The following is a 20446-nucleotide window of genomic DNA, read 5'->3' as shown; positions in this document are numbered from 1 at the left end:
GTGCTGCGCCAAAGTAGACAACGAAGGAGACCAAAATGTTTGCTCGACGAACACTGTTGATGGCCACGGCGCTTACTGCCCTGTCGCTTGGTGCGGCTTATCCGGCGGCTGCGGTGGATCTGACCATGTATTATCCGGTCGCGGTCGGTGGTCCCGTCACTAAGATCGTCGACGACATGGTCGCGCGCTTTGAGAAGGAAAACTCCGACATCAAGGTGACCGCGGTTTATGCCGGCAACTACACCGATACGATGACCAAGGCGATGACGGCCATGAAAGGCGGCCAGCCACCGCAGCTGTCGGTGCTCCTGTCGACCGACGTGTTCACGCTGATGGACGAGAATGCCATCGTTCCGTTCGACGACCTCGTCAGCGATAAGGCCTGGTTCAAGGAATTCTATCCGGCGTTCATGGCCAACGGTCAGATCGATGGCAAGACCTGGAGCATTCCGTTCCAGCGCTCGACTATCGTGCTGTACTGGAACAAGGATGCCTTCAAGGAGGCTGGTCTTGATCCGGAGAAGGCGCCGGCGTCATGGGACGAAATGACCGAGATGTCGAAGAAGCTGATCAAGAAAGACGGCTCCGGCAATACCACACGCTGGGGCGTCGAGATCCCCACGACCGGTTATGGCTACTGGATGCTGCAGGCGCTCGCCATCGAAAACGGCCAGAAGATGATGAACGAGGCCGGCACCGAGGTCCACCTGAGCGTACCGAAGACGGTTGCCGCGCTCGATTATTGGGTTGATCTGTCCCGCAAGCACAATGTCATGCCTGCAGGGAGCATCGACTGGGCCACGCTGCGCACCGATTTCCTCGAAGGCAAGACCGCGATGATGTGGCACACGACCGGCAACCTCACGGCCGTCAAGGACGCCGCGAAATTTCCGTTCGGCGTCGCCATGCTTCCGGCAAAGGAGCGGAGAGGGTCTCCGACGGGCGGCGGTAGCTTCTACATCTTCAAGAGCGCATCGCCCGAGCAGCAGAAGGCGGCCGTCAAGTTCATTCAGTGGATGACGGCGCCCGAGCGCGCGGCGGAGTGGAGCATGAAGACCGGCTATGTCGCCGTTTCGCCGGCCGCCTACAAGACCAAGGCGATGGAAGATTACGCCAAGGGCTTCCCGCAGGCGACCGTCGCGCGCGATCAGCTCGAGCATGCGGTGCCCGAACTCTCGGTTCACGAGAACGGCCGCATCTACAAATTCGTCAACGATGCGGTGCAGGCAGCTCTCACCGGCTCGCAGAAGCCGCAGGAGGCGCTGGCTGCCGCGCAGGCGCAGTCCGACCGCGTGCTGCGCGCTTCGAAGTAAAGGAAAGGGCGGGATGGTGGCGCACCGCCGTCCCGTCGCTTCAGGGATGACAGACACCGCCGCCGCATCGCCAATTCCCCAACGCCGCGCCGGCGCGCAGGCGTGGTGGAATGCCGTGAACGCGTGGCTGCTGCTGTTGCCGGCGGCTGTGCTGCTGGTCGCCTTCACGCACTACCCGATCTTGGCGACGATCCGGCATTCGCTGTTCATCACAAAGCGGAACGGCACCGAGGTGTTCATCGGCCTCGACAGCTATCAAGGCATGGCGGCCGATCCGATCTTCTGGAAGGCGCTGATCAACAATTTCTGGTTCGCGCTCGGTACCATCCCGACATCGATCGCGCTCGCGCTGGTCATGGCGATCTGGGTCAATCGCAACATGCGCGGGCGAGGCTTTCTGCGCCTCGCCTATTTCACCCCGACCGTGCTGCCCATGATCGCCGTCGCCAACATCTGGCTGTTCTTTTATACGCCGGATTACGGCCTGCTCGATCAGTTGCGCGGGGTGTTCGGTCTAGGCGGCTGGAATTGGCTCGGCGATCCCTCCACGGTGATGGGCTGTCTGATCGTGATGGTGATCTGGAAGGAGGCCGGATTCTTCATGATCTTCTATCTCGCCGCGCTCCAGCAACTCTCGCCGGATCTCGACGAGGCGGCGGCGATCGAGGGCGCCAGCCGTTGGTATACCTTTCGCAGGATCACGTTCCCGCTGCTGATGCCGACCACGCTGTTCGTGGCGATCAACGCTGTCATCAACTCCTTCAAGCTGGTCGATCACCTCGTCATCATGACCAAAGGCGGCCCGAACAATGCCAGCACGTTGCTGCTCTATTACATCTACGAGGTCGCTTTCACGTTCCAGGATTCGTCCTACGCAGCAACGCTGACCGTGGTGCTGCTCCTGTTGCTGAGCGCCGTGGCGCTAGTCAAATTCGGCTATCTCGATCGCAGGATCCACTACCAATGAGAGGCCGGACGCATCCTGTCGAAGCCGTCGCGGCGTGGCTGCTCGCCCTGGTGTGGCTCGCGCCCCTGGGCTACGCGTTCTGGAGTGCGCTGCATCCGGCCGGCTATGCGACCTCGTTCAGCCTGTCCGCGCCATGGACGCTGGAGAATTTCGCGCGGGCCTGGAAGCAGGCGCCGTTCGCGCGCTACTATCTCAATACGATCGTCCTCGTGACCCTGGTCCTGATCGGGCAACTCATCCTGTCGACACTTGCGGCTTACGCTTTTGCGCGCTTCAAATTCCGGGGCAACGGCATCGCTTTTGCGCTGGTGTTGCTGCAATTGATGATCATGCCCGATGTGCTCATCGTCGAGAACTATCGCGCGATCGCAAAGCTCGGACTGCTGGATACGATCTCCGCGATCGCGCTGCCTTATCTCGCCAGTGCCTTTGGTATCTTTCTTCTGCGGCAAACCTTCAAGAGCGTGCCGCAGGAGCTGGTCGAAGCCGCGCGCGTCGAAGGGGCGGGGCCGCTCGGGATTCTCTGGCGGGTCTATGTGCCGCTGGCGCGGCCGACCTATGTGGCGTTCGGTCTCGTCTCTGTCAGTTACCACTGGAACAACTTCCTCTGGCCGCTGATCGTCACCAATTCGGTGGGGGCGCGGCCGCTCACCGTGGGCCTTGCCGTGTTCGGTGCGCCGGAGACGGGGGTGGACTGGTCGGTCATTACGGCGGCAACGGTGATGACCATGGCGCCGTTGCTGATCGCGTTTCTGCTGTTCCAACGGCAGTTCGTCCAATCCTTCATGCGTGCAGGTATTCGTTGATGCGGCTCTGACCTGGAACATTCAGTGCGACAAGGGCTGCGACGGCGTGATGGGGGGAGCGACCAGAGCGCAGAGCTCGCCGCGCTGCTGCCGGGCTACATGCCGGTCTTCCGGCCGGCGATCGAAACTGTCGATCGGGCAGGTACGCTGCATCGCTTCGGCAACATGACCTTGTCGCGCCTGCCAGTCGTTCAGATCAACAATCACATACTGCCCTGGCCGGGCGCCGGCACGGGACGCAGCATGCGGCGCCATGCGCTGGAGGTGACGGTCGAAGCGGTCTTCGGCCCGGTGCGCATCGTCAACACGCATCTCGAGTATTATTCAGTCGCTCAGCGCGAAGCGCAGATCGCGCGTCTGCTGGCGCTGCAGGACGCCCAGGAGCCACCGGCCAGCACCGCGATCGGAGCTGGGGCACTCCTCGGCTCTGGGACGCGGATCGAGATCGAGGTCGTCGCATTCGTGCCTTCGCGCTGAGGAACCTCTCGGTCCCGGCGGCCCGCACACGATTGCTGCTCATTCAGTTGGCGCGGCTGGCCGGCGCCAGCAAAATCATTGCAATCGATCCAGTCAAAGCGCGGACAGGATTGGCCTGCGACCTCGGTGCCGATGTTGGGTGCGGCAGCCACGAAGAGGCTGCCGGTTTCACTTATGGCCGCGGGGCCGACCGCGTCATCGAGACGACCGATTCTTCACATGGTTTCGAACATGCCGCGCGGTGCGCTCGCATTGCCAATGTCGCGGGGCCAGCGCCTTGTTTGGCGCGCTTCCTTCCGAACTCGATCAATCGTTCTCGATTGAGCGCGGGAAGCTTCACACTGCCGAGCTCAACTTAAGAGACGCCATCACAGCAGCTTTTGACCGGCGAGGGGGCTTTCCGACTTCGTGCATGTCTTCGTCGTGCAGGTCGATCAGATCGCCAAACGTGCGAACATTGCCCACCGCGCGGGGCTTGGACGATCCGTTGCGGTCGATGTTGCGCTCCATTTCGAGCGCCCATTCTTCTCCGTCCTTGCGTCTTCTGAACGTCTCGGCCACATAGCGGGTCTTGCGACGGACCTGGACGCGCCAGTTTCCCGATGTCAATTGAGTGAAGGTCGCCACGCGTGCACTCCGACTTTCGTGTGCACGATGTGTGCACTGAGAGGTCAAAACAGGTACAAACGTGTGCAAATTTGGCTAGTTTGGAGTGCACACGTTCGTGTTTCATCCCCTTGAGAGTGTAGGGTAAATCATTGGAATCGCAAGACTATCGCTTTTCCGTCGCCCCCATGATGGATTGGACCGATCGGTATTGCCGGGTGTTCCACCGTCACCTGACGCGGCGGGCGCTGCTCTATACGGAGATGCTGACCACTGGCGCCATCATTCATGGCGACCGGGAGCGGCTGCTTGGGTTCGACGCGGTCGAGCACAAGGTGGCGCTTCAGCTTGGCGGGTCGGATCCGCGCGAACTCGCACTGGCCGCGCGGATCGGCGAGGAGTTCGGCTATGACGAGATCAACCTCAATGTCGGCTGCCCGTCCGACCGCGTGAAGGACGGCCGCTTCGGCGCGTGTCTCATGGCGGAGCCGGAGCTGGTGGCGAGGTGCGTCGATGCGATGAAGCGCGCGGTCGCCGTTCCGGTCACGGTGAAATGTCGCATCGGCATCGACGATCAGGATCCGGAAGTCGCGCTCGATAAGCTTGCGCGCGGAGTGGTTGCGTCCGGCTGCGACGCGCTGATCGTGCATGCTAGGAAAGCCTGGCTGAACGGCCTGTCGCCGAAGGAGAACCGTGACATCCCGCCGCTCGATTACGATCGCGTCTATCGCCTCAAGCGCGCGATGCCTGACGTGCCTGTCATCATCAACGGCGGCATCCCGGGCATCGACGAGGCGAAAGCGCATCTTGAGCAGGTTGACGGTGTGATGCTCGGCCGCGCTGCCTATCAGGAGCCGTGGCGGCTGCTCTCCGTCGATTCTGACATCTTCGGCGAGGCGGCGCCGCATGCGACGATGCAGGACGCGCTCGAAGCGATGATGCCCTATATCGAGCAGCAGCTTGCGCGGGGCACGCGGTTGCATGCGATCACGCGGCATTTCGTCGGGGCATTCCACGCCGTGCCCGGCGCGCGCGCCTTCCGCCGCCATCTTGCCGAGCAGGGGGTGAAGCCGGGCGCCGGTGTGGACGTGCTGCGCGACGCCATTGCGCGTGTCGGTGCGCGCGCGCCGGCGGAGGCTGCGGCCTAGCGCAAGCAGGCGAAGAGCCGGATCGTGAAATCCGGCTCTTCACCGATCTGCCTCAGCGGAACAGATCGAAGTGATAGTTCACGCCGACGCGGAAGGTGTGGAATTTCGCGGCGTTCCAGTCGGCCAAATCGTCGTGCTTGAATTCGGTGTAGAGACACTCGGCCTTGGCCGACCATTTCGGCAGGAACGCCCATGACGGCGCCCTTGACCTTGCCGGCGCTCGTGCCGACGAGATTGTTGAAGGCGTCGTCGCCGCTCTCGGCATAGCCGGCGTTGAAGCCCGCATAGAGGCCGGTCCACGAATACACCGGCTGCGGCGCCGTATAGGCGGAGGAGGGCGCCGCATAGCGCGGTGACAGGTCCGCGGCGCAGGCGCTGCCTGATGCCACACCCGCGCGCTTTCGCGGCGCACTGCCTGATGTCGCGGGACCGGGATGGATCGCAGCTCTCGTGGACGGTCTAGTCGACCGCTATGCGCGCGCGGCGATGGCCGCCTTGCAGCTCCGGATAGCCCGTGAGCATCAGCTTGTCGGAGCGCACGCCCCAGCTCTCCAGGCGGTCGAGGAAGCTCATGCCGAGCAGATTGGTCTTCATCTGACCGCGCTGCACGACGAGGGCCGGCACCGACTTTTCGACGAGGTGGCCGACAGAGAGACGGTCGAGCGTCAGGCGGGCCGCCTTGGTGTGGCCGCCAGCGGTTTCGAGGTCGACGTTATATTCGAGCATCTCGAGCGGCAGTCCGATCGCTTTCGCGGTTTCCCAGGTCAGCACCACGGAGGTCGCGCCGGTGTCGATCACCATCGGCGCGGTCACGCCGTTGATCTTGGCACGCAGCGCGAATTCGCCGCCCTGGCCGCGCTGGATCTGCACGGCGGGGGTGGGCGTCGCAGCCGCCCCACGGAAGATGTGCGAGACCTTGTTGCTGGCGCGCGCGATCCGGTCGGGATCGCCATAGGCGACGACGGCGCCGGCCGTGCCTGCGAGCATGACGAGAACGAGCAGGAAGCGGATCATCGCGCGCCTCGGGAGCTACGCAGGCCGATCAGGCGCGCTTCGACGATCCCGCGATCGGCGCAAGTCCGGCGTCCGCCATGCGCGTCGGCAACAGCGCCATCACCGCGAGCCGTTCCGTGCTCTCCATGGCGTGCCAGCGCGCGATCTCCGGCAAGGTCCGGCCGCAGCCGAAGCACAGCTTGGTCCCGGGATCGATCATGCAGACGGCGACGCACGGCGTTTCTTTGCTCATGTGGACATAGTGACGGATCGTCGGGCATGTCTGCAAGCATCTCGTTAAGAGCCCGTACCTGCGCTCATGATCGGCTTGTGGCGCGGCCGGCGCTTCTCGTCGGGTACCGCGGAACTCTCCGGCTGGAGCGGCGGTGAATCGTCCGACATCGGCGCCAGGGCGCTCATCACGCGCTCGGGCGGGAAGGTGACGATTACCTCGGTGCCGATGCGCAGTTTCGATCTCAGCGTGAATGTGCCGCCATGCAGGTCGATCAGGTTCTTTGCGATCGGCAGGCCGAGCCCTGCACCCTGTTCCGCCGACTTGATCGAGTTGGAACCCTGGCCGAACGAGGCGAGCACGACCGGAATTTCGTCCTCGGGGATACCGGAACCGGAATCCCTCACCGAGAGATATTGTCCCCCCGAAGCCGTCCAGCCGGCCTTGAGCCAGATCTCGCCGCCTTGCGGGGTGAACTTGATCGAGTTGGAGAGCAGGTTGAGCACGACCTGGCGGATCGCCCGCTCGTCGGCCCAGAGCCGCGGCATGGCCTGCTCGAACACCTCGTGGATCGTGATGCCGCGGCTCGATGCGCGCAGCTTCATCAGATGATGGCAGTCGGCGACGATGCCGACCAGCGACACCGCTTCCTCGTTGAGTTCGTAGCGGCCGGCTTCGATCCGCGACAGGTCGAGGATCTCGTTGATGAGGTTGAGCAGGTGCACGCCGGAATTATGGATGTCCGCCGAGTACTCCTTGTAGACTGGCACCGCATGCGCGCCGAAAATTTCGCTCTTCATCACTTCGGAGAAGCCGAGGATCGCGTTCAGCGGCGTGCGCAGCTCATGGCTCATCTGCGCGAGGAAGCGCGATTTTGCGACGTTGGCGGATTCGGCGCGGTGGCGCGCTTCGTCCGAGATCGCCTTGGCCTGTTCGAGCTCGCCGATCAGCGCGTCCTTCTCGGCGCGTGCCTCTAGCGTGGCGAAGGTCGAGGAGTGCAGGCGATGCGCCAGCAGCACGAAATAGCCTTCGGCCGCAAGCGCGAGCGCCGCAAGGATGTAATTGTCCAGCGCGCCGGTCATCACGAAGCTCAGCGCCATCGCGACCGCGACCGGCGCGGTGGCGGCAAGGGCGGCGATCGGCAGATTGGCGGCCAGCATGCTCGACACTGCGATGACCAGCAGCATCAGGAACATCATCAGTGTTTCCGTGACCATGTCGAGCACGGGATGGATCAGGATCGCCATCCAGCACAGGCCATAGAGCAGGTCGAGCACGACGAAGCGCGTCCGCCATGCGCGCGTTGCCGCGGGCGAGGAGGCCTCAGCCAGGAAACGGTGGCAGCTGCGGATCATCGCGGCGTGGATGCAGAGCATGCCGGCGGTCCAGGCCGCGGCAGGGATCGGCTGCATCCACAGCCCGAACAGCACGCCGGTGGCGACCACCAGCAGCATCACGACATAGGAGGCCGACAGCCGCGTCTGGGCATATTGGCGCAGCATCTCGGCGTCGAAAGCCGGCCGGGTTCCGCTGGTCGACGTTAACTTGTCGCGCGCCTCGCGCACCCGCTGCGACGCAGCCCGTCGGCTGCTCGCCGACGGAGCGCTCACCGGCTCGGCCGGAAGCTGCACGACCTCTGGCTTTTCAGCGGGTTTACTCATCGAACAACAACAATTCCCGCCCGCGCGAGACGGGCCTTCTGCATTCTCTATCTCTGGCAAGAAATCCTTAAGAGGTGACTTAAGGAGCTAAAGAATTACGTTAACCGTGCGTTAATTTTCGGCTGTGGCATTGCCGGTCAGTGGAGCGCCGCATGCTGGGCGACATAGACCACCGCGCCCGCCAGATAGCCCGCGAGGGCGGGGATGGCGATGCGGCGGGCGTACCAGAGGAACTCGATCCGCTCGAGCCCCATGGCGGCGACGCCTGCGGCCGAGCCGATGATCAGGATCGAGCCGCCGGTGCCGGCGCAATAGGCGATGAACTCCCAGAGGAAGCTGTCGGTTGGGTAGTGGCCGAGGTCGTACATGCCCATGGTCGCCGCCACCAGCGGCACGTTGTCGATGACAGCGCTGAGGAGGCCGAGCACGACGACAATGACGTCCTGGCGCCCAATCGTCGCCTCCAGCCATCTCGCCAGCATCGAGAGCAGGCCCGCATGTTCGAGACAGGCGACCGCAAGCAGGATGCCGAGGAAGAACACGATCGAGCCCATGTCGATCCGGGTCAGCGCATGCGCCAGCGTCAGCGGACGGCGCACATGCTCGTCCTTGTCGCGGTGAACGATTTCGCCGACCAGCCAGACGATGCCGAGTCCGAGCAGCACGCCCATAAAGGGCGGCAGATGCGTGACCGCCTTGAAGGCGGGCACGGCGATCAATACGCCGAGCCCGAGATAGAACATCAGGTTGCGCTCGAACCCTCCGACGACCTGAACTCCGTCGTCCTTCGGCGGCGGTGCGATGGTCTTGTCTTTCACCAGAAAGCTGATGAAGGCGAGCGGTACGAGCAGATTGACCAGCGAGGGCAGGAACACTGCGCCCATGATCTTCAGTGGCGTGATCTGCCCGCCGATCCACAGCATGGTCGTGGTGACGTCGCCGATCACGGTCCACGCGCCGCCGGCGTTCGCAGCGATGACGATGAGGGAGGCGAACAGCAGGCGGTCGTCGCGCTTGGCGATCAGCCGCTGGATCAGCGAGACCATCACGATGGTGGTGGTCAGATTGTCCAGGATCGCGCTGAGGAAGAAGGTCACGAAGCCGATCAGCCACATCAGGCGAACCTGGCTCGTCGTGCCGATGCGGGAGGTGATGACCTCGAACCCGTCGTGGGCGTCGATCACCTCGACGATGGTCATCGCGCCGATCAGGAAGAACACGATCTGCGCGGTGGAAGCGACGGATTCGTCGATCTGCCGGCCGACCATCGCGTGGTCGCCGATCGTGGCCGCGTAGATCGCCCACAGCACCCCGGCGCCGATCAGCGCCGTGGCACTCTTGTTGATCCCGAGCGGGTGTTCAAGCGCGATCGCCGCATAGACCAGAACGAAGATGACGGCGATCGCGATCAGCAAGGTGGGGACAATCGGTCAGATGTCAGCGATTGAGACGTGCGAGCAGGCTCGACGTGTCCCAGCGCTTGCCGCCCATCTTCTCGACCTCGGCGTAGAACTGGTCGACCAGCGCGGTCACCGGCAGATTGGCGCCGTTGCGGCGGGCTTCGGCCAGCGAAATCGAGAGGTCCTTGCGCATCCATTCGACCGCGAAGCCGAAATCGTATTTGTCGTCGTTCATGGTCTTGTAGCGGTTCTCCATCTGCCAGGACTGCGCGGCCCCTTTTGAGATGGTCTCGATCACGGCGGCGACGTCGAGGCCACTCTTCTTGGCGAAGTGGATACCCTCGGAGAGACCCTGCACCAACCCGGCGATGCAGATCTGGTTGACCATCTTGGTCAGCTGGCCGGAGCCGGCGGGTCCGAGCAGTTTGCACATCCGCGCATAGGCGCCTGTGATGATCGGCTCGGCGCCGGAATAGGCATCCTGCGCGCCGCCGCACATCACGGTCAGCACGCCGTTCTCGGCGCCGGCCTGGCCACCCGAGACCGGAGCGTCGATGAATTTGAAGCCGGCCTTGGTGGCGGCAGCGTCGAGCTCGCGCGCGACCTCGGCGGAGGCCGTAGTGTGGTCGACGAAGGTCGCGCCCTTCTTCATGCCGGCGAACGCGCCGTCGGCGCCGATCGTGACTGCGCGCAGATCGTTGTCGTTGCCGACGCAGCACATCACGAAATCCTGGCCTTCGGCCGCGGCTTTCGGGGTCGCCGCGGTCTTGCCGCCGAACTTGTCCGCCCACTCCTTCGCCTTGGCCGCGGTGCGGTTGTAGACGGTGACCTCATGGCCCCCTTTTTTCACGAGGTGTCCGGCCATGGGGAAGCCCATGACGCCGAGACCGAGGAAAGCGACTTTAGCCATGTGTGGTACCTTGTCCGTAGTTTGGGTTTTACGGTTTTTGCCGGGCGAGGGGCGCCTGGTTCCGCTATGAGGGCGGATTAGGAGCGCACCATAAACCCTTGAGGCCAGAGGGCAAAGGCTTCGTTTGGCAGCCGCCTGTGCTAGGATGGCGGGACTTAAGGTTCTGCATAAGAAAAGGGAGTGAAAGCATGGGCGGCGTGAGCGTTGGCGTCCTCGATCATTTCAACATCCGGACCCGGAATCTGGCCGAGACGGTCCGCTTCTATGAGGACGTGCTGGGCCTGGAAAAAGGCGCCCGGCCCAATTTCGCCTTCCCGGGGGCCTGGATGTACAGCGAGGGCAAGCCGGTGGTGCACCTCGTCGATATTTCCCCGACCTCGGAGCCACAAAAGCCGGATTCGGGCGTTGTCCACCACGTCGCCTTCGCCAGCCGCGGTTTCGACGGCATGAAGCAGCGATTGGCGTCGAAGGGCATGAAGTTCGACTCCCGCCAGGTGCCCGGCGGCGACCTCTGGCAGATCTTCGTCCACGACCCCAACGGGGTCATGATCGAGCTGAATTACGAGGCGGCCATGGAGCAGGGGGCGGCTCCCGCCGAAATGGCTGACGATATCGGCAGGCAGTAGCCTTTTCGGCGTTTCCGCTCTAATGGGGCATCCTGAAGCTTTGAGCATGATCACAGTTCTTGGGATCATGCCCCGTTTGGGAGATGCGCTTTGAGCGTGACGCAGCAACAGGTTCTCGACAGCCTCGCCCGGATCAAGTCGCCGCGCGGGGTCGCGCTCACCAATGCCAACGTGCTGAGCGCGATCAGCGCCTCCGACGGCAAGGTGTTCTTCTCGATCAACGTCGATGCCGCCGAGGCGCGAGCCTGGGAATCCGTCCGGGCGGAAGCCGAGGCCGTGGTGCGCGCCATTCCAGGCGTCACCACCGCGATGGTGGCACTGACCGCCGAGCGCAAGCCCGGCGCCGCACCGCCGCCGCCAGCGCCGAGCCGCGGCACGCCGGGCGTGCAGCCGGTCCATGCCCACAAGCCGCCGCAGGGCGGCCAATCGCCGATGGCGCGGCAGTCCGAGATTCCGGGTGTCGCCGCCGTGATCGCGGTCGCCTCCGGCAAGGGCGGCGTCGGTAAATCGACCACCGCGCTCAACCTGGCGTTGGGCCTGCGCGACCTCGGCCTCAAGGTCGGGCTGCTCGATGCCGACATCTACGGCCCCTCGGTGCCGCGGCTGACGGGCCTGCGCGACAAACCGGCGCTGAACGACGAGCGCAAGATGATTCCGCTCAGGCGCTTTGGCCTCGCCATCATGTCGATCGGCTTCCTGGTCGAGGAAGAGACCGCTATGATCTGGCGCGGTCCCATGGTGATGTCGGCGGTGACGCAGATGCTGCGCGACGTCGAATGGGGTAGCCTCGACGTGCTCGTGGTCGACATGCCGCCGGGCACCGGCGACGCCCAGCTCACGCTGGCGCAGAACGTGCCGCTGAAGGGCGCCGTGATCGTCTCGACCCCGCAGGACCTGTCGCTGATCGATGCGCGGCGGGGCCTTGCTATGTTCAAAAAGGTCAACGTGCCCGTGCTCGGCATCGTCGAGAACATGAGCTACTTCCAGTGCCCGCATTGCGGCACGAAATCGGATATTTTCGGCCATGGCGGCGCGCGCCACGAGGCCGAGAAGCTCGGGGTACCGTTCCTGGGCGAGATCCCCCTGCACATGGCGATTCGCGCCACCTCGGATGCCGGCAATCCCGTGGTTGACAGCGAGCCGGACGGTCCTCATGCGGCGATCTATCGCGCCATTGCGGGGCAGGTCCGTGACCAGCTCAAAGGCGTCATCGCCGCGGCCTGAGCCGGTCTGGGTCAGCAATATCTTGGGACATGCGACTTTCGTAGAGCCCCATCGTGCCATTGTCGCGTTCCGAAAGCTGGGCTTCCGTGTTAAAGGCCACGGCAGTCAAGCCCCTTCGGTTCGACGCGACCCAAACGCGTCGCCGGAACGAGCGGCGACAACGAGGAAGTTTAGGGGAAACGCCCCAGCAAGGAGAGACCTGAAGATGAAGCGTCGTGATTTCCTGAAAGTGTCGGCAGCAGGCGCGGCGGCGACCGCCGCGGTAGCCTCGCCGGCGATCGCGCAGTCCTCGCCCGAGATCAAGTGGCGCATGACGTCGAGCTTCCCGAAGTCGCTCGACACCATCTATGGCGGCGGCGAGCAGGTGGCGAAGTACGTCGCCGAGATGACCGACAACAAATTCCAGATCCAGGTGTTCGCCGCCGGCGAAATCGTCCCGGGCCTGCAGGCGCTCGACGCGACCTCGAACGGCACCGTCGAGATGTGCCACACCGTTTCCTACTACTACGTCGGCAAGGACCCGACCTGGGCGATCTACGCCTCGGTGCCGTTCGGCCTCAACGCGCGCCAGCAGAACTCCTGGTGGTACCAGGGCGGCGGCGAGCAGCTCGGCAACGAGTTCTTCAAGAAGTCGAACGTGATCGGCTTCCCCTGCGGCAACACCGGCACCCAGATGGGCGGCTGGTTCCGCAAGGAGATCAAGACCGTTGCGGATCTCTCGGGCCTCAAGATGCGCATCGGCGGCATCGCCGGCCAGGTGCTCCAGAAGGTCGGCGTCGTGCCGCAGCAGCTCGCCGGCGGCGACATCTATCCGGCACTGGAGAAGGGCACCATCGACGCGGCCGAGTGGGTCGGCCCTTATGATGATGAGAAGCTCGGCTTCGCCAAGGTCGCCAAGTACTACTACTATCCCGGCTTCTGGGAAGGCGGTCCGACCGTCCACGCCTTCACCAACCTCGACAAGTGGAATGCGCTGCCGAAGAACTACCAGGCGATCCTCACCAACGCGACGGCCAACGCCAACAGCTGGATGGCCGCGCGCTACGACATGCAGAACCCGGCGGCGCTGAAGCGTCTGGTCGCCGGCGGCACCCAGCTTCGTCCCTTCACCAACGAAGTGCTCGAAGCCTGCCTCAAGTCGACCAACGAGCTGTGGGGCGAGATCTCGGCCAAGAACGCCGACTTCAAGAAGTCGATCGACGCCATGCAGGCCTACCGCTCCGACGAATATCTGTGGTGGCAGGTCGCCGAATACACCTACGACAGCTTCATGATCCGCTCGCGCACCCGCGGCTGATCTTCGCAAAACGTCGCAAGACGACAGAGCCCGGCCTCATGCGAGGCCGGGCTTTTTCTTTGCCCAAAAGCGGACGCCAAAGCAAAAATATGGAAAACAACCCCATGCACAGTAGACGGGCGGCGAGGGGGCGATGTCCGGTGGAGGCGGTCAACAGCCTGGCACGCCAAGGCAAATCAGCGCGAAGCGGCAATCAACGTGCAATCAAGGCTGAAATCCGGATCTGAAGCCGAGTGACGGGCTTCGTCCTGCTCCATCCTTTCCAACGATGAACCGGGAAGCCCGTTTGACTCGTCGGGCAAAACACGGGCAAAATACAATAATCGCATAATCCGAAATGTGAGCTGCGCCGCCGATCTCTGGGGAGTGACTATGCGCTTCGATCCCGATGAAGTTCAGAGCGCGCTGCGCCAGGCCTGGTCGTTGTCGACGGCCAGCCAATGGACGGCGGACAATCCGGCGACAGGGCAATGCAACGTCACCGCGCTACTGATCCACGAACTCTTCGGCGGCGAGTTGCTGAAGACGCCTCTGCCGGGCGGCGATCATTTCTACAATCGGATCGAAGGGCAGCGGTATGACTTCACGGCGAGCCAGTTCGATCAGCCGATTGCTTACATGGACGTGGCGACCAATCGGGCCGACGCGGAGCAGGGTGCAACAAGCGACCAGCTGGCGGAGCTCAGAGCGGCATTTCAGGAGCGCCGTACCTGATCAGGCCAAGTGGCACGCCGGTCAATGTTGCCCTGCCTTCCAGTCGCGCTTGATTTTCTTGGCCAGCGACCATTTGTGAACCTCGGTCGGGCCGTCATAGATCCGAAATGCGCGGATCTCACGGAACGCCTGTTCGACGATCGTTTCCGTCGTAACCCCGGTGCCTCCCATCACCTGGACGCAGCGATCGGCGACGCGCATGAGCGCTTCTGACACGGCAACCTTCGCCATGGAGCTCTCGCTCGTCCCGAGGGAGCCGGTGTCGAGCACGCCTGCACACCAGTCGATCATCAGCTCCGATTGCTTGAGATCGATCAGGTTCTCCGCCAGCATGAAGCCGACGCCTTCGTGATCGACCAGCGGTTTTCCGAACGCCTGGCGGCGGCAGGCATAGTCGGTGGCAATTTCGTTGGCGCGGATCGCCAGGCCCAGCCACCGCATGCAGTGCGACAGGCGCGCGGGGCTCAGGCGAATCTGGGCGTATTTGAAGCCATCGCCGGACGCGCCGAGCATCTGGTCGGCGGGCACGCGAAGATTTTCGATTTCGATCTCGGCATGTCCGCCGGGCATCGAACTGTCGATCGTGTCCAGCACGCGCAGCGTGCGGATCGCGGGATTTGGCAGATCGACGAGGAACATGCACGCGCCGTCGTCCGACTTCGCCATGACGATCCCGACCTTTGCGCCTTCGGCCCCGGTGATGAACTTCTTTCGACCGTTGATGACCCAGTGATTGCCGTCCAGCCGGCACGTCGTCTGCATCATCGACGGATCGGATCCAGCTCCGCCCGCATCCGCAGGCTCGGTCATGAAGAACGCCGAGCGCGCTTTGCCCGACACGAGCGGTTCGAGGAAACGCACTTTCTGCTCGCTGCTTCCGACCTTGCCCAGCAGGTACATATTGCCTTCATCCGGCGCCATGGTGTTGCACGCCAGTGGCCCGAGCGGCGAGAGGCCGGATTTGATCAAGGCCTTTGCGGTCTCGCGTTGAGTCAGATGAGATCCATCGGCAAGAATATGCGGCGTCAGGACGCCCGCCTTGCGCGCTTTGGCGCGTAACTCCTGCACGAGTTCGTCACTCGGGCCGTGTGGACCTGTACGCGGATCCTTCTCGTAGGGAATGACATCGGTGCGGATGAACGCTTCGATCTTCGCGGCAAGGCTGTCGTCTTGATGGGACATACTTAAGGAAACTCCGGTCGACCTCGCCTCGGCGGAACGCTGGCTTTCGATCACCTGGGTTCGACCACGGCGCTCGCAGGAGATTGCGGCCATCGATCACGGTGACGGTAGCTCGTTATATAGACGTGTGGGCCGGATCTGAGCAACACCCGCGATCAACGCTTGTGAGCGCGGTTTGGACCAGCGTTGCCATCAGGCAGAAGGCGAATGCGAGCGTGAACCTGAAGACGTGCATCACTGCTCCCATAAATGGTTGCTCTACCTTCGCTATTCAGGTTCGACGCCAAGCCCCTGAATGATCTTGCCGGTAGAGGCGAGCTGGTCTTCGAGGAAGCGCTTTGCCCCTGCCGGCGTCACTGCATCGCCAATGCGGACATCAAAGCCGAGGGTGGGAGCTCGCTCGCGCACTTCAGGCGATTCCAGGGCGCGTGCAATCTCGGTGCTCAGTTTTTCCACGATGTCGGCGGGCGTTCCAACCGGCGCCATGAACATGAACCAGCCCTGCAGATCGGCGCTTTGCAGCGTCTCCGAGATCGCAGGAACGTCCGGCAGGGAGTCGATCCGTTTGGTGCCGGCAACGGCAATCGGTCGAAGTGTGCCCGCCTTGATGAAGGCCTCTGCAATGGATGCCGCCTGGATCGTCACCTGGATGCGGCCCGAGATGGCGTCCTGCACCGCATTCGTGGTCGTGTTGTAGGGAATGAGGACGAAGCCGGTCCCCGCCTGCTTGTTGATGGCTTGCGCGATCAGGCCCGAGAGGTTGCGCGCACCGTCGACGGCCAGGCTCAATGAGCCGGGCGCTGATTTCTCGAGCTTGATCAATTCCGGCAGCGTCCTGGCCTTCACCTCGGGATTGACGAGAAGGACGTGGTTGCTGCGGGCCGCCATGGCGACCGGGATGAAATCCTTGACGGGATCGTAGGCGAGCTTCTTGAACGTGTAGGGGTTGGTGACGAGCGCCGCCGAGGTGGCGAACAGGAATGTGTAGCCGTCCGGAGCGGCACGGGCGACCGCTTGCGTGCCGACGAGGTTTGCGGCGCCCGGACGGTTCTCGACGACGAATTGCTGTCCAAGGGCCCGGGATAGCTTCTCGGTGATGAGACGGCACATCACATCCGGGCTGTTGCCCGCCGGCTGGGGCACGACGACCGTCACGGGCCTTTGCGGCCATGACTCCGCGAACGCTGGCAAGGAGAGGCAAAGGGCAGCGCCGGCGAGCAGCAGACGACGGGATAGTCCGGGCATCGTGTTCCTCCTGAAGGGTCGCCGCTTTGCGGGCTTTATTGTTTGCGCTAAAGCGCGATGAGATCGGAATGAATCATCATCGCGCTTTGGGTTATTGTTTGAGCATGATCTTTTCGGAAAACCGCTTCGCGCTTTTCCGGATCATGCTTTAGGGCGCGCCTGAGAGCGCAGCCAGCGTGTCACCGCGGGCTGCAGCTTCTCGATCAGGTTTCGTCCGCGACGGTATTCCTGAGCACGCCGAGGCGTTCGACCTCGATCTCGACGACATCGCCGGGCTTCATCCAGAGCGGCGGCTCGCGCCGCGCGCCGACGCCACCGGGCGTTCCGCTGACGATGACGTCGCCGGGCTCGAGCCGCGTGAACGTGGAGCAGTATTCGATCTGGCGCGGGATATCGAAGATCATCTGCTTGATTCGCGCTTCCTGCATGACCTGTCCATTGAGGCGGGTCTGCAGCTTGAGCTCGGCGAGCTCACCGAGTTCGTCCGGCGTCATCATCCACGGACCGAATGCGCCGGTGTCGGGAAAATTCTTGCCCGGCGTGAACTGATGCGTGTGACGCTGGAAGTCGCGGATGCTGCCGTCATTGTAGCAGGAATAGCCGGCGACATAGTCCATGGCGTCTGCGCGAGAGATGTAGCGTCCAGCCTTGCCGATGATGACCGCAAGCTCCCCCTCGAAATCGAGGTCGGTCGAGACGCGCGGCCGCACGATCGGTTGCAAATGTCCGGTCTGGCTGTTGGCGTAGCGCGAGAAGATAGTGGGGTGATCGACCTCGGAGCGGCCGGTTTCCTTGCGATGGGTCTCGTAGTTCAGGCCGACGCACAGGATCTTGTCCGGGTTCGGAATAACCGGCAGCCATGTGACTTTGGAAATCGGAACGGCAGCGGCCGTGGATCTTGCCTCGACAACGCCTGATAGCCGCGAGCCGATTGCCGCCTTGAGATCCGCATAACGTGCCCCAAGCACAACGCCGACATCAAAAAAGGTCTCGCCTTCGACGATACCCCAAGTGGTGCGGCCGTCGATCGCAACAGTTGCTAATTTCACGAGGTTCTCTCCATTCTCAGATCGGGAATTTGGTTTGCCTGCTCGGCCGGGACGTCGCGAAGGCGTGCGTCGATCTCGCGCAGGAGATCGCCGAGCTCCGCTGTATTGCGCGCCGTGCCGAAGACGTAATGGTCAGGTCGCACAATCGCGGCGACGACACCGTGACGATCGAACCAGCTCGCGAGCACGCCCTCGGTCTCTTCCAGCGCATCCGGCGTACCGGCAGGTGCGACTGCGGCTGCTGACATGTCCGGGTGCGCGGCGCAGAGCGCGAGGAGGGTGGCGGCATCGGTGCTGCGGCCGTCGATGAACACGTGCAAGCCAGGTCCGATCACCTTGTCGAGCAAGCGAACCGAATCTGAGCTTGCGATCCGCGGCTGCGGAAACAGGCTGCCGCGGGCCGGCCCTTCTTGATGCGCGAGGAACCCTGCGCGTAGCGGCGGAATGATCTCCTGCCGCGTGATCAGCAGCGGCTTGCCGCCGCCGTCAGCCAAAATCTGCGCATCGCGCCGTCGGGCCGCAGCCGTATCGCGTTCGCAGATCGATTGGCCGATCGCCTTGATCCTGCGGGTCAACTCGATGACGTGCTGCTTGCGTTCAACGGTGTAGCTGTCGAGCAGGCTGTCGGAGGATACGCCCGTGAGCACCCGATCCAGCTTCCAGACGAGGTTGGTGGCGTCACGCAAGCCCTGGCACATGCCCTGGCCAATGAAGGGTGGCTGCTGATGCGCGGCGTCGCCGGCGATCAGGATCTTGCCGTTGCGCCAGTCGGCTGCAACGAGGGCGTGGAAGCGATAGGAGGCTGCTCGCCACAATTCCCCGTCATGCGGAGCGAGCCAGCGCGAGAGCAGCTTCCAGACATTCTCCGGCCGCTCCATCTGCCGTGCGTCTTCGCCGGGCAATAGCATGATCTCCCAGCGGCGATGATTTTTTGGGCCGATCAGGAAGCTGACGGGACGCGCCGGGTTGCAGAATTGCGCGGAGCATTGCGGAAGGCGGTCGAGCGCGTTCGCATTCACGCGCATGTCGACCACCAGCCACGGTTCATCGAAGGTGAGATCCTCGAGCGCAAGGCCTGCGATCTCTCGCACGGTGCTCGAAGCGCCGTCGCATCCAAGGACATAGCGCGCCGTCACGGAACGGTGCTGTCCGTCCGCGCCACTCAATCTCGCCTCGACGCGATCGGAGGTCTGAACGAGATCATGCAGTTCGACGCCGAGCTCGGCCCGCACATTGGAAAAGCTGGTGGCGTGGCGGCGCAGCTCGGCCTCGACCGCGGGCTGGCTGAACACCATGCTCGGCGTGTAGCCGAGCGGATAGGGCTTCGCGACCATGTCGACACGCCGGATCAATTGGCCGTCGACGCCAAAGTGCTCCGATGCGGTGAAAGGCTCGATATGGGGCGAGACCGCTTCCGCGAGGCCCATATTGTCGAAATGGCGAAAAATCTCGTGATCGAGCGCAATCGCGCGCGGCTTGTCATACACACCGGTGAGCCGGTCGATAACCAGCGTGCGATGGCCGAGGCGGCCGAGCTGGCCCGCGGCAACGGCTCCGGTCGGCCCGAAGCCGACGACGAGCACGTCATAGTCGGTGGTATCAGCCGTATCCGTCATGAGCGCGCCGTCGCGAAGGGAATGGCAAGCTGCGCCGACTTGCAGGCATCGCTCTTGGGCGGGGCGATGCCCCACTGATCCGTTCGTCCCGGCGGCCAGACCCACTCGCCTGGACCTTTGGGAACGTAGCTGTCATCGATCTGCAAGACTTCGGCGGTGTATTCGATGACGGCGCCGGTCGGATCGACGAAATAGGCGAATACATTGTCGCCCGGTCCGTGCCGGCCGACGCCCCAGCCGATCGGATAGCCGTGATCCACCATGCGACCGGAGCCGCGCATGACGGATTCGAGATCAGGCATCAGGAAGGCAACATGATTGAGGCCGTTGAGCGGGGCCTCCGCGAGCACGATCGCGTGGTGGTCGCTGTTGCAGCACAGGAACGCCATTAGCTTCGACCGATCCGAGAGGCGGAATCCGAGAGTCTCCTGGTAGAAGGCCGAGAGCTTTTCGACATCGGTGCTGTTGATGTTGATATGCGCCAGCCGCTCGGGCCGATCCGCAACCAAGCGCTCCGCCTTGGTGCGATCGCCATGGACGAACTCCATGGCGCAACCCTGCGGTTCGCGAACCACGAAGTTTTCGCCACCCGACGGCGCACGCGATGGCGCGGGTGAACTGATCACCTCACAGCCGGCCTGCCGCGCGCGTTCGAACAGGCGATGCAAGTCCTCCTGCGAGCGGGTGCGGAAGCTGACTTTGCGGAGCGACGTCGCCGCGCCGGGCGTGAGTTCGAGCACGTGGAAGTCGCGGCCCGTTGCGGCGAGGTACACCGTGCCGTCCATGTCCGCCGCGACGTCGAGGCCCCATACCCTGGTGTAGAAATCGACCGAACCGGCGGGGTGCGGCGTCGCGATCTCGACGCTGCGCAGGGCCGCCACCGGAAAATCGGACATTGGGCTTCCTCGCCAGGATATTGCGACTGTGCGGAAGTCCTTAATATGTAAAAAAGTATACGTAAAGAACGAATTTATAAAATA

Annotated in this window: 22 protein-coding genes; 10 read left to right on the top strand and 12 right to left on the bottom strand. The window is 63.4% G+C overall.

Annotated elements, in window-relative coordinates:
- The first annotated feature begins 35 nt into the window (after positions 1–35).
- From JQ627_RS01560 to JQ627_RS39755, 5 genes are read left to right on the top strand one after another with little or no spacing between them, the layout of a single operon-like run.
- A complete protein-coding gene (locus JQ627_RS01560) occupies positions 36–1313 on the top strand; it encodes an ABC transporter substrate-binding protein (RefSeq protein ID WP_249142821.1) in 1278 nt (425 codons plus the stop codon).
- Positions 1314–1359: 46 nt separating this feature from the next.
- Positions 1360–2280: a carbohydrate ABC transporter permease gene (locus JQ627_RS01555; protein ID WP_212482397.1), complete on the top strand. Its 921-nt coding sequence runs from the start codon at positions 1360–1362 to the stop codon at positions 2278–2280.
- Positions 2277–3086, top strand: coding sequence for a carbohydrate ABC transporter permease (locus JQ627_RS01550; RefSeq protein WP_212482396.1), 810 nt, complete (start codon positions 2277–2279; stop codon positions 3084–3086). Before JQ627_RS01555 ends, JQ627_RS01550 begins: the two co-directional genes overlap by 4 nt.
- Positions 3087–3110: 24 nt before the next feature.
- Positions 3111–3563, top strand: a complete 453-nt coding sequence (locus JQ627_RS01545) for a hypothetical protein (protein ID WP_249142820.1) — start codon at positions 3111–3113, stop codon at positions 3561–3563.
- A gap of 32 nt (positions 3564–3595) precedes the next feature.
- Entirely contained in the window at positions 3596–3922 is a 327-nt protein-coding gene (locus JQ627_RS39755) for a zinc-binding dehydrogenase (RefSeq protein WP_409363792.1), read from the top strand.
- Here JQ627_RS39755 and JQ627_RS01535 read toward each other — a convergent pair.
- Positions 3900–4190, bottom strand: a complete 291-nt coding sequence (locus JQ627_RS01535; protein WP_249142819.1) for a hypothetical protein — start codon at positions 4188–4190, stop codon at positions 3900–3902. The genes JQ627_RS39755 and JQ627_RS01535 overlap by 23 nt on opposite strands.
- A gap of 131 nt (positions 4191–4321) precedes the next feature.
- Here JQ627_RS01535 and dusA point away from each other — a divergent pair, with 131 nt between their 5' ends.
- Positions 4322–5317: a tRNA dihydrouridine(20/20a) synthase DusA gene (gene dusA, locus JQ627_RS01530; RefSeq protein WP_212482395.1), complete on the top strand. Its 996-nt coding sequence runs from the start codon at positions 4322–4324 to the stop codon at positions 5315–5317.
- Here the strand turns inward: dusA and JQ627_RS01525 are convergent.
- From JQ627_RS01525 to JQ627_RS01500, 6 genes are all read right to left on the bottom strand, one after another.
- Positions 5314–5706: a hypothetical protein gene (locus JQ627_RS01525; RefSeq protein WP_409363791.1), complete on the bottom strand. Its 393-nt coding sequence runs from the start codon at positions 5704–5706 to the stop codon at positions 5314–5316. The two genes, dusA and JQ627_RS01525, sit on opposite strands and share 4 nt — an antisense overlap.
- Before the next feature lie 70 nt (positions 5707–5776).
- Positions 5777–6331, bottom strand: a complete 555-nt coding sequence (locus JQ627_RS01520) for a TIGR02281 family clan AA aspartic protease (RefSeq protein WP_212482394.1) — start codon at positions 6329–6331, stop codon at positions 5777–5779.
- Between the two features lie 28 nt (positions 6332–6359).
- Positions 6360–6563, bottom strand: coding sequence for a DUF1289 domain-containing protein (locus JQ627_RS01515; RefSeq protein WP_212482393.1), 204 nt, complete (start codon positions 6561–6563; stop codon positions 6360–6362).
- Between the two features lie 44 nt (positions 6564–6607).
- A complete protein-coding gene (locus JQ627_RS01510; RefSeq protein WP_212482392.1) occupies positions 6608–8203 on the bottom strand; it encodes a HAMP domain-containing sensor histidine kinase in 1596 nt (531 codons plus the stop codon).
- 137 nt (positions 8204–8340) lie between these two features.
- Positions 8341–9618 (bottom strand): sodium:proton antiporter NhaD, encoded by a 1278-nt coding sequence (nhaD, locus tag JQ627_RS01505; RefSeq protein ID WP_212482391.1) that lies wholly within the window; start codon positions 9616–9618, stop codon positions 8341–8343.
- Between the two features lie 22 nt (positions 9619–9640).
- Entirely contained in the window at positions 9641–10513 is an 873-nt protein-coding gene (locus tag JQ627_RS01500) for an NAD(P)-dependent oxidoreductase (RefSeq protein WP_212482390.1), read from the bottom strand.
- 188 nt (positions 10514–10701) lie between these two features.
- Here JQ627_RS01500 and JQ627_RS01495 point away from each other — a divergent pair, with 188 nt between their 5' ends.
- The 4 genes from JQ627_RS01495 to JQ627_RS01480 all read left to right on the top strand — a co-directional run bounded on the left by JQ627_RS01495 (position 10702) and on the right by JQ627_RS01480 (position 14374).
- Positions 10702–11139: a VOC family protein gene (locus tag JQ627_RS01495; RefSeq protein WP_212482389.1), complete on the top strand. Its 438-nt coding sequence runs from the start codon at positions 10702–10704 to the stop codon at positions 11137–11139.
- A 90-nt stretch (positions 11140–11229) separates the two neighbouring features.
- Positions 11230–12363, top strand: a complete 1134-nt coding sequence (locus tag JQ627_RS01490; RefSeq protein ID WP_212482388.1) for an Mrp/NBP35 family ATP-binding protein — start codon at positions 11230–11232, stop codon at positions 12361–12363.
- A gap of 205 nt (positions 12364–12568) precedes the next feature.
- Positions 12569–13660, top strand: coding sequence for a TRAP transporter substrate-binding protein (locus JQ627_RS01485; RefSeq protein ID WP_212482387.1), 1092 nt, complete (start codon positions 12569–12571; stop codon positions 13658–13660).
- Positions 13661–14032: 372 nt separating this feature from the next.
- Positions 14033–14374, top strand: a complete 342-nt coding sequence (locus tag JQ627_RS01480) for a hypothetical protein (protein WP_212482386.1) — start codon at positions 14033–14035, stop codon at positions 14372–14374.
- Positions 14375–14395: 21 nt separating this feature from the next.
- Here JQ627_RS01480 and JQ627_RS01475 read toward each other — a convergent pair whose 3' ends face one another.
- The 5 genes from JQ627_RS01475 to JQ627_RS01455 form a co-directional block, all read right to left on the bottom strand.
- The gene (locus tag JQ627_RS01475; protein WP_249142818.1) at positions 14396–15649 is read right to left on the bottom strand and encodes an acyl-CoA dehydrogenase family protein; all 1254 of its coding nucleotides are present in this window, start codon (positions 15647–15649) and stop codon (positions 14396–14398) included.
- A 174-nt stretch (positions 15650–15823) separates the two neighbouring features.
- Positions 15824–16801, bottom strand: a complete 978-nt coding sequence (locus JQ627_RS01470) for a tripartite tricarboxylate transporter substrate binding protein (protein WP_212482385.1) — start codon at positions 16799–16801, stop codon at positions 15824–15826.
- A 203-nt stretch (positions 16802–17004) separates the two neighbouring features.
- Positions 17005–17850: a fumarylacetoacetate hydrolase family protein gene (locus tag JQ627_RS01465; RefSeq protein WP_212482384.1), complete on the bottom strand. Its 846-nt coding sequence runs from the start codon at positions 17848–17850 to the stop codon at positions 17005–17007.
- Positions 17847–19466 carry a bifunctional 3-(3-hydroxy-phenyl)propionate/3-hydroxycinnamic acid hydroxylase gene (locus tag JQ627_RS01460; protein ID WP_212482383.1) on the bottom strand — a complete coding sequence of 540 codons (1620 nt, stop codon included), beginning with the start codon at positions 19464–19466 and terminating at the stop codon, positions 17847–17849. Before JQ627_RS01460 ends, JQ627_RS01465 begins: the two co-directional genes overlap by 4 nt.
- Positions 19463–20362: a VOC family protein gene (locus JQ627_RS01455; RefSeq protein WP_212482382.1), complete on the bottom strand. Its 900-nt coding sequence runs from the start codon at positions 20360–20362 to the stop codon at positions 19463–19465. Before JQ627_RS01455 ends, JQ627_RS01460 begins: the two co-directional genes overlap by 4 nt.
- Positions 20363–20446 lie beyond the last annotated feature (84 nt).

The sequence above is a fragment of the Bradyrhizobium liaoningense genome (assembly GCF_018130785.1).
GTDB classification, from domain to species: Bacteria; Pseudomonadota; Alphaproteobacteria; order Rhizobiales; family Xanthobacteraceae; genus Bradyrhizobium; species Bradyrhizobium liaoningense_A.
Note: the sequence above shows the minus strand (reverse complement) of the source record. Positions and strands in the feature narration are given on the sequence as shown.

Excerpts from the sequence above, each read along its gene's own strand:
- JQ627_RS01515 (WP_212482393.1), bottom strand. The coding sequence starts at position 6,563 with ATGAGCAAAGAAACGCCGTGCGTCGCCGTCTGCATGATCGATCCCGGG.
- JQ627_RS01475 (WP_249142818.1), bottom strand. The coding sequence starts at position 15,649 with ATGGCCGCAATCTCCTGCGAGCGCCGTGGTCGAACCCAGGTGATCGAA.
- JQ627_RS01560 (WP_249142821.1), top strand. The coding sequence starts at position 36 with ATGTTTGCTCGACGAACACTGTTGATGGCCACGGCGCTTACTGCCCTG.
- JQ627_RS01510 (WP_212482392.1), bottom strand. The coding sequence starts at position 8,203 with ATGAGTAAACCCGCTGAAAAGCCAGAGGTCGTGCAGCTTCCGGCCGAG.
- JQ627_RS01520 (WP_212482394.1), bottom strand. The coding sequence starts at position 6,331 with ATGATCCGCTTCCTGCTCGTTCTCGTCATGCTCGCAGGCACGGCCGGC.
- JQ627_RS01485 (WP_212482387.1), top strand. The coding sequence starts at position 12,569 with ATGAAGCGTCGTGATTTCCTGAAAGTGTCGGCAGCAGGCGCGGCGGCG.
- JQ627_RS01455 (WP_212482382.1), bottom strand. The coding sequence starts at position 20,362 with ATGTCCGATTTTCCGGTGGCGGCCCTGCGCAGCGTCGAGATCGCGACG.
- JQ627_RS01555 (WP_212482397.1), top strand. The coding sequence starts at position 1,360 with ATGACAGACACCGCCGCCGCATCGCCAATTCCCCAACGCCGCGCCGGC.
- JQ627_RS01495 (WP_212482389.1), top strand. The coding sequence starts at position 10,702 with ATGGGCGGCGTGAGCGTTGGCGTCCTCGATCATTTCAACATCCGGACC.
- JQ627_RS01550 (WP_212482396.1), top strand. The coding sequence starts at position 2,277 with ATGAGAGGCCGGACGCATCCTGTCGAAGCCGTCGCGGCGTGGCTGCTC.
- JQ627_RS01500 (WP_212482390.1), bottom strand. The coding sequence starts at position 10,513 with ATGGCTAAAGTCGCTTTCCTCGGTCTCGGCGTCATGGGCTTCCCCATG.
- JQ627_RS01480 (WP_212482386.1), top strand. The coding sequence starts at position 14,033 with ATGCGCTTCGATCCCGATGAAGTTCAGAGCGCGCTGCGCCAGGCCTGG.
- JQ627_RS01470 (WP_212482385.1), bottom strand. The coding sequence starts at position 16,801 with ATGCCCGGACTATCCCGTCGTCTGCTGCTCGCCGGCGCTGCCCTTTGC.
- JQ627_RS01460 (WP_212482383.1), bottom strand. The coding sequence starts at position 19,466 with ATGACGGATACGGCTGATACCACCGACTATGACGTGCTCGTCGTCGGC.